Source organism: Nocardioides sp., assembly GCF_036405735.1.
Lineage (GTDB): Bacteria > Actinomycetota > Actinomycetes > Propionibacteriales > Nocardioidaceae > Nocardioides.
On record NZ_DASWXC010000042.1, the window covers coordinates 1 to 6,922 of the forward strand.

6 protein-coding genes are annotated in these 6,922 nt (G+C 72.4%); 2 read left to right on the top strand and 4 right to left on the bottom strand.

Annotation, left to right across the window (positions count from 1 at the left end; genetic code table 11):
* Positions 1 to 1,082: dynamin family protein (locus tag VGE38_RS06085; protein WP_331141642.1), on the bottom strand; the 1,082-nt coding region annotated here is incomplete at its 3' end.
* Positions 1,079 to 2,212, bottom strand: a complete 1,134-nt coding sequence (locus VGE38_RS06090) for a PrsW family intramembrane metalloprotease (RefSeq protein WP_331141643.1) — start codon at positions 2,210 to 2,212, stop codon at positions 1,079 to 1,081. The genes VGE38_RS06090 and VGE38_RS06085, both read right to left, overlap by 4 nt.
* An 80-nt stretch (positions 2,213 to 2,292) precedes the next feature.
* On the opposite strand from VGE38_RS06090, the gene VGE38_RS06095 reads away from it, so the two are divergent.
* Together VGE38_RS06095 and VGE38_RS06100 are read left to right on the top strand one after the other, a co-directional pair.
* Positions 2,293 to 3,735, top strand: coding sequence for an aminopeptidase P family protein (locus VGE38_RS06095; protein ID WP_331141644.1), 1,443 nt, complete (start codon positions 2,293 to 2,295; stop codon positions 3,733 to 3,735).
* 207 nt (positions 3,736 to 3,942) lie between these two features.
* Positions 3,943 to 5,187 (top strand): metallophosphoesterase family protein, encoded by a 1,245-nt coding sequence (locus tag VGE38_RS06100; protein ID WP_331141645.1) that lies wholly within the window; start codon positions 3,943 to 3,945, stop codon positions 5,185 to 5,187.
* Positions 5,188 to 5,397: 210 nt separating this feature from the next.
* Here VGE38_RS06100 and VGE38_RS06105 read toward each other — a convergent pair whose 3' ends face one another.
* Positions 5,398 to 5,904 carry a hypothetical protein gene (locus VGE38_RS06105; RefSeq protein WP_331141646.1) on the bottom strand — a complete coding sequence of 169 codons (507 nt, stop codon included), beginning with the start codon at positions 5,902 to 5,904 and terminating at the stop codon, positions 5,398 to 5,400.
* The coding region (locus tag VGE38_RS06110; protein WP_331141647.1) for a glycosyltransferase family 4 protein at positions 5,901 to 6,922 on the bottom strand (1,022 nt) is incomplete at its 5' end. The genes VGE38_RS06105 and VGE38_RS06110, both read right to left, overlap by 4 nt.

The window sequence follows — 6,922 nt, forward strand, 5'->3', positions numbered from 1 at the left end:
AGCGTGCGCAGCAGCTCGCCGGTGCCGATCAGCTCCTGCCAGCGCGCCAGCACCTCGCCGCGCAGCAGCGTCGCGTCCCCGGTCTCGGCGAGCAGCCGCTCGGTCGCCTCGTCGTACGCCGACGCCACGGGCTCGCGCAGCTGGGCGAGCGCCTCGATCTGGGCGGCGGCCGCCTCGGCCACCAGGAAGGTCTGGCGGGCCAGCGTGCGGATGGTGCCGTCGAGGGTCTGGCGGACGACCAGGGCGCGGGCGTCGACGTCGCCGGCCAGGGAGGTCAGCCAGCCGCGGATGTCGGCGACCTCCGCGGCGTCCAGCAGCCCCGCCTCGGAGACGGGCGCCTCGTTCACGGTGAACAGCGGGGAGTCCTTCAGCCCACGGCTGGCGAGCATCCGGGCGAGGTGGGCCGCGACCGTCTGCACGGCGTCGGCCGGTGTGCGGTCGAGCACGATCGCGACCGACGTCGAGCGCTCGGCGGCCTGCCGCAGGTAGTCCCACGGCACCTGGTCGGAGTAGCGCGCAGCCGAGGTGACGAACAGCCACAGGTCGGCCGCCGCGAGCAGCTGCGCGGCGATCGTGCGGTTGTGCTCCTCCACCGAGTCGACGTCGGGGGCGTCGAGGATCGCCAGACCGACGGGCACGGTGTCGGAGGGCACCAGCTGCAGCGCGTGCGGGTCGTTGGTCGACCGGTCGGTGCGGACCAGGTCCGGCAGCAGCCGGTCCTGGCCGAACCAGCGGGCGTCGTCGGGGTGGTGCACCAGGACGGGTGAGCGGGTCGTGGGCCGCAGCACGCCGGAGGCGGTGACCCGACGGCCGACCAGCGTGTTGACCAGCGTGGACTTGCCGGCGCCGGTGGAGCCGCCGACGACCACCAGCAGCGGCGCGTCGATGCTCATCTGCCGGGGGATGACGTAGTCCTCGAGCTGGTCGATCATCTGCTGTCGCGCGAGGCGACGCTCGTCGACACCCGAGACGTCCAGCGGCAGCCGGGCGGCCTGCAGGGCACCGCGCAGCTGCACCAGGGCGGTCAGCATCCGGGTGTCGAGCTGGTCGGTGTGCTCGCTCTCGTCACGGGAGAGAGTCATCGGGTGGGTACCACCTGTCCGGGGAAGGCGATCGACGGCCGCAGGGCCGCGATCCGCTGGAGGAACTGCTGTCCGCGCGCCGCGTAGTCGGGCGGCGGGGTGCCGCGAAGGAAGCGATAGTGCAAGAACCCGAGCTCGATCGCCGCCTGCTGGTAGTCACGCATCACCCGTTCGGCAGGGCGACCCCCGACCTGACGCGCGTAGGCCCGGCTGCGGCGGCGGGCCCCGAGATCCACCACCCAGCCGATGTCCGTCGCGGGGACCAGCCCACGGCGTGCCGCGTCGCTCAACGCTGCTGCCAGCACCCGCCGCTCCGAGCTGCGCACCCAGACAGCGAGACCGGCCAGGGCCACGAACGCCGGCGCCATCAGCACCACGTAGGCGATCACGAAGTTGTCGAAGCCGTAGACCGTCGAGGTGTTCCAGACGGCGTGGGCGAGCACGGCACAGGCGTACCCGCCGAGGGGCCAGAGGATGCGGGCCAGGTGGCTGCGAGAGCTCACCGCGAGACCCACCCCGATGCCGGTGAACGCGGTGAACAGGGGGTGCGCGAACGGGCTGAACAGGCAGCGGACGACGAACGTCGCCGTCAGCGCCTCGGTGCCTCCGGGCCCGGCGCCGTCCGTGCCGTTGTATGCCGCGGCCAGGTAGAGGATGTTCTCGGTGAACGCGAAGCCGATGCCGACCATGCCGGCGTACACGATGCCGTCCAGCACGCCGTCGAGCTCGGCGCGGCGCCACCACAGGAGCAGCAGGAGGAAGAGCCCCTTGCTCGCCTCCTCGGTGAGCGGGGCGACCACCGCGAGGCTCTGGTTGTCGGTGAAGGAGACCACGAAGCCACCGACGCCCTGGATCACGAGTGCGGCGGCGGTGGCCACGAAGCACCCCCAGAGCAGCCCGGCGGCGAGCAGCGTGCGCGGCTCGGGCTCGTAGCGGTCCAGCCACAGGTAGCACCCCACGAGCGGCCCCACGGGGAGGGCGGCGAGCACCGTCGCCAGCGCCAGCGAGCCGGGCGCACCGGAGAACGCCAGGATCGCGAGGATCGCCAGGGCGCCCAAGCACACCAGGACGGTCACCACGACCGCGAACGCGACCGACGAGGTCGCGTGTCCGCGGCGGGCACCAGGCATGCCGGCAGCCTATCGGTGCAGGTCGGCGAGGCCCTTGTCCTGGCGGGCTCGTGGCGCGCTCCCGGCGTACAGTGGCGGGCGTGAGCGAGCAGACCCCGCCCGAGGGCACCGACCCGTCCACCCAGCCGGCCGCCCCCAAGACCGAGTCGCACGACCCGGCCGTCCCGGCCGCCTACGCCGCCTTCATGCGCACCGGCTGGGGCGACCGCGAGCTGGACCTGCCGGTCTTGCCGGTCGCCGAGCACGCGGCGCGTCGTCGCGCCCGACTGGCCGGGGTGTTCCCCGGCGAGCGGCTGGTGCTGCCGGCCGGGACGTTCAAGGTCCGCGCCTACGACACCGACTACCGGTTCCGCGCCGACACCGCCCACACCTACTTCACCGGCAACCAGACCAGCGACGCGGTGCTCGTGGTGGCCGACGGCGAGTCCGTCCTCTACGCCCGGCCGCGGTCCTCGCGCGAGACCGACGAGTTCTTCCGCGACCGTCAGTACGGCGAGCTGTGGGTCGGCCGCCGACCGTCGCTGAAGGAGATGTCGGACTCCCTCGGCCTCGAGGTCCGTCACCTCGACGAGCTGACGGGCGTCCTCGGGCAGACCGGCAAGACCCGCGTGCTGCGGGGCGTCTCGGCGGCGGTCGACGGCCTCGTGAGCCCCGACGACGCGCGCGACGCCGAGCTGGCGCGGGTCGCCTCCGAGCTGCGGCTGGTCAAGGACGACTGGGAGGTCGAGCAGCTCCAGGAGGCCTGCGACATCACGACGCTCGGCTTCGAGGACTCCGTGCGCGAGTGGGACGAGGTGCTGCGCTACGGCGAGCGCTGGATCGAGGGCACCTTCTTCCGCCGGGCCCGCGCGATGGGCAACGACATCGGCTACGACTCCATCGTCGGCGGCGGGTCGCACGCCACGACGCTGCACTGGATCGACAACACCGGCCCGATCACGCCCGGTGAGCTGGTGCTGCTCGACATGGGTGTCGAGAACCGCTCGCTCTACACCGCCGACGTGACCCGCACGCTGCCGGTGGACGGCCGCTTCACCGACGTCCAGCGCGAGCTCTACGAGCTCGTCCTGGCCGCCCAGGACGTCGGCATCGCCGCCGTACGCCCCGGCGTGCCGTTCCGCGCGGCCCACAACGCCGCCATGGAGGTGCTCGCCCACGGGCTCGAGGGCATGGGCCTGCTGCCGGTGTCGGCGCAGGAGGCGCTCGACCCCGAGAGCCGGGTCTACGCGCGCTGGACGCTGCACGGCACGAGCCACATGCTCGGGCTCGACGTCCACGACTGCGGCCAGGCCGCTCCCGAGGCGTACGCCGAGGGCACGCTCGCCGAGGGCATGGTGCTCACCGTCGAGCCGGGGCTGTACTTCCAGGAGGACGACCTGCTGGTCCCCGAGGAGCTGCGCGGCATCGGCATCCGCATCGAGGACGACATCCTCGTGACCGCCGACGGCTCGCGGAACCTCTCCGCGGCGCTGCCCCGCGCGGCCGCCGACGTCGAGGAGTGGATGGGCGCCCTGCGGCGCTGAGCACGCCCGGGCCACCGGGAGCGTCGTTCAGGATCGTTCCGTAGGCTGGGTCCGGCAGGAGTCGGCTGTCAGGGGGCCGCCCGGGTGCGGGCTGGTGTCGCGTGCGCCGACGTCTCGGCGCCGACACGGCGTGTCGCACAACGAAAGGGCCGACCCATCACTCGCTCGACCCCGTCCCGACGACGGCTGCGGCCCGCCTGGTTGCTGGTGGCGCTGCTGAGCCTGGCGCTCGCCGCGTCGTCCTGCTCGACCGGGCCCACCGTGACGGGAGCCGGGGGCCACGGCGACCGGCCGCGCATCATCAACGCCCAGGCTTTCCCCGCCGACCAGGAGCCGATCTACGAGCTCGTGGCGGCGCCCGACTTCCTCAACCAGGACGTGGGCGACCTGCGCGACCTGCCCACGTGGCACCGCGGCGACCCGAACTCCTGGACCCCGCAGCTCCAGAAGAGCATCCGGCGGTTCCTCGACGAGATCGCGGCGCTGGACCCCGGCTCGGTCCTGGTGCCCGGCGACCTGGTCGAGGGTCGCTGGGGCCGAGACGATCTCGGCACCGGGGTGTTCGGCCCGGTGCGCACCCAGGCACAGAAGCGCCAGGCCGTGCGCAAGGCGGCGCGGTTCTACTACTCGACGTACCTCCAGCGGTTCCGGATCCGCGGCCTGACGCTGCACGCCGCCCTCGGCGACCACGAGATCGGCGACAACTTCTGGGACCACCGCTCCCCGTGGTCGGACTTCAAGCGGCGCGAGATCGCGCTGTTCAAGGAGCAGTTCGCCCGCTACTTCACCCGGCTGCCGTCGGGCAAGCCGCGCTACCGCGACCGCCCCGTCGGGACGGTCTGGTCGGACACGGCGTACGCCGTGCACCTCTCCCCCGACGTGCTGCTGGTGAGCCTCGACGAGTTCCACCGACGCGACGGCGACGTCCACCTCGAGGTCCGCGGCGGACAGCTGCGGTGGCTGCGCGACACGCTGCGCCAGGCGCGCGCCGACGGCGTCCCCTGGGTGATCGTGCAGGGCCACAACCCCGTGCTGATGCCGGTGCGCGAGGTCTCCTCCTCGGGTGGGCACATCGAGGGCGGTCGCCGCTCGCCGCTGTGGCGCACGATGGCGCGCTTCGGCGTCGACCTCTACCTCAACGGCGAGGTGCACGCCACGACGATGCGCCAGGCCGACGGGGTCACCCAGGTCTCGACCGGCGGGCTGCTCTACCACGGCGACGCCACCTACCTCGTCGCCCGCTTCTTCGACGACCGCGTCGAGCTCGACGTGCACCAGATGCAGCCCGAGCCGAGCCCGCCCGGGCAGCTGTGGCAGACGACCGGTCGCCGGACCCGCGCCCACATCCGCTACGCCGACCAGCCCAGCACGTCGATCGGCTCGCTGACCCTGACCTCCGACGGCCGCGCCCTCAACCAGGTCGGCCTGCTCCAGGAGTACGACGCGGACTGAGCACTGCCCGGAGCACGTCGCTCGACGCCGGGCCGATCGGGCCCTCCGTCTCCATGGGGGACGGGAGTCCCTTGCCGGGTGCACGCGGCACCAACCCACCACCGTGCCTGAGTACGCGTCTGCTGAGGCAGACGTAAGCCACTCCGGCCCAGGCCGGCACGTAGACCGGATCGGTGAGCCACAGCTGGTGGGGAGCGCGGCGAGGCAAGGTCAGGCGCGCGCTGATCCACGGAGCCGGCGCTCGGGCTCGGGCTCGGGCTCCAGTGCGCACCGCAGCGCGGACAGATCTCGAGCCGCGCCACGGATGTGATCCTCGGCGAGGTCGCGAGCGGCGGTCTCGAAACCGTGAATCAACTCCCCTCGGCCGCGAAGGACCGCCGCCTCGAGGTGCGCCGAGAGCATCGCGACCAGTCGCAGATCTTGCGCGGGTCCCGGAACGATTGCCCCGGTCGGCGGTGCCGACGGCTCCGTGCCGGCCTCGGCGAAGAGCGCCGTGCCTTCGGGCCGGTTCCACCGTGCGAGAAGGGCGACGATGCGGACTATGTCGTCGTCCAAGACGATCTGGCCGCGGCGAGCCGCGGCGCGCAAGCGAGGCTCGTGGGCCTCCTCCGCGACGAGACGGTGGGCCCGCTGCGCGTCCCGCGAGGCGACAAGGGCGGACAGGACGTAGGCCAGGTCCGTGCCGGTGAAGCGCAACCCCGATGTGGGCGTGCTCACGAGGTGACTCCCTCGGCTGGTCGCGGCTGGATCGCGGAACGCCGTACCGGGGAAGTGGCGTCCGGCAGGCTGATGAGCGCCTCGAGCTCACGCACCATGCGAAGCGGGGTGATCGGTTCCGGCGCGGCGAACACGCCGAGCAGGGCGTCGACGGACTGGGCGATCGTGAAGCGGGTCGTCGCAGCCGCCCGTTGCGCAGGAGTGACCGGGTCGCGGGACAGCGCGTCCATGATCCCCTGGGCCAGGGCCTCCGCGTTGTCGGGGGCGACCAGGTGGAGGGCACCGCATTGCGTCTCGGGCAGCCCCCCGTCGTCGGACGCGACCACGCGCGCCCCCGAGTGCTGCGCCTCGATCGAGATGATCCCGAAGGTCTCGTGCCAGTACTGGCCGTTCGAGGGCATCACGACCACGTCGTGGTCGGCCACCAGCACCGCCATCTCCTCTGGACTCATACGCGCCGGTACCAGGTCGACCCGGGGGTGGGCGCGCACCATGCCCTCGATGATCTGCCCCTGGGGCTTGTCCGCCCCGGCGGTGGTCACGGTGAAGAACAGCGACGGGTCGTCGTCGACGATGTCGGTGTGCAGCATCGACAGAAACGTGTAGATGCCCTTCTCCGGGCTCAGCCGTCCGGCGTAGAGCACCCGACCAACGCCCTCGGGTGACGTTGTTCGAGCGACTGTGGCGAACACGGTCTCGGCGAACGGGTAGACGACGTGGACGGTCGCCACGTCGACGTCCAGGAAGCGTGCCCACAGGTCGGCGGCGTACCTGCTCGTAGCGATCGGGATCCGGTCCCGCATCGCGGCGACGACCTCCGCCCGCCGTTGTGTGCGCAATGGCGGCGGGACGTGAAGCATCTGGTACGCCGGGAGACGCGTGGCGACGAACGGTGGCTCGCTCACGAACACGACGGTGCCGGACAGATCGCCGACATCGATCAGAGCGGGCACGGACGTGAACGGCACGTCCACGAAGTCATCGCGTCCGTCATCGGGTCCGGCGCCGACCGTCACGA

Excerpts from the sequence above, each read along its gene's own strand:
- VGE38_RS06090 (WP_331141643.1), bottom strand. The coding sequence starts at position 2,212 with ATGCCTGGTGCCCGCCGCGGACACGCGACCTCGTCGGTCGCGTTCGCG.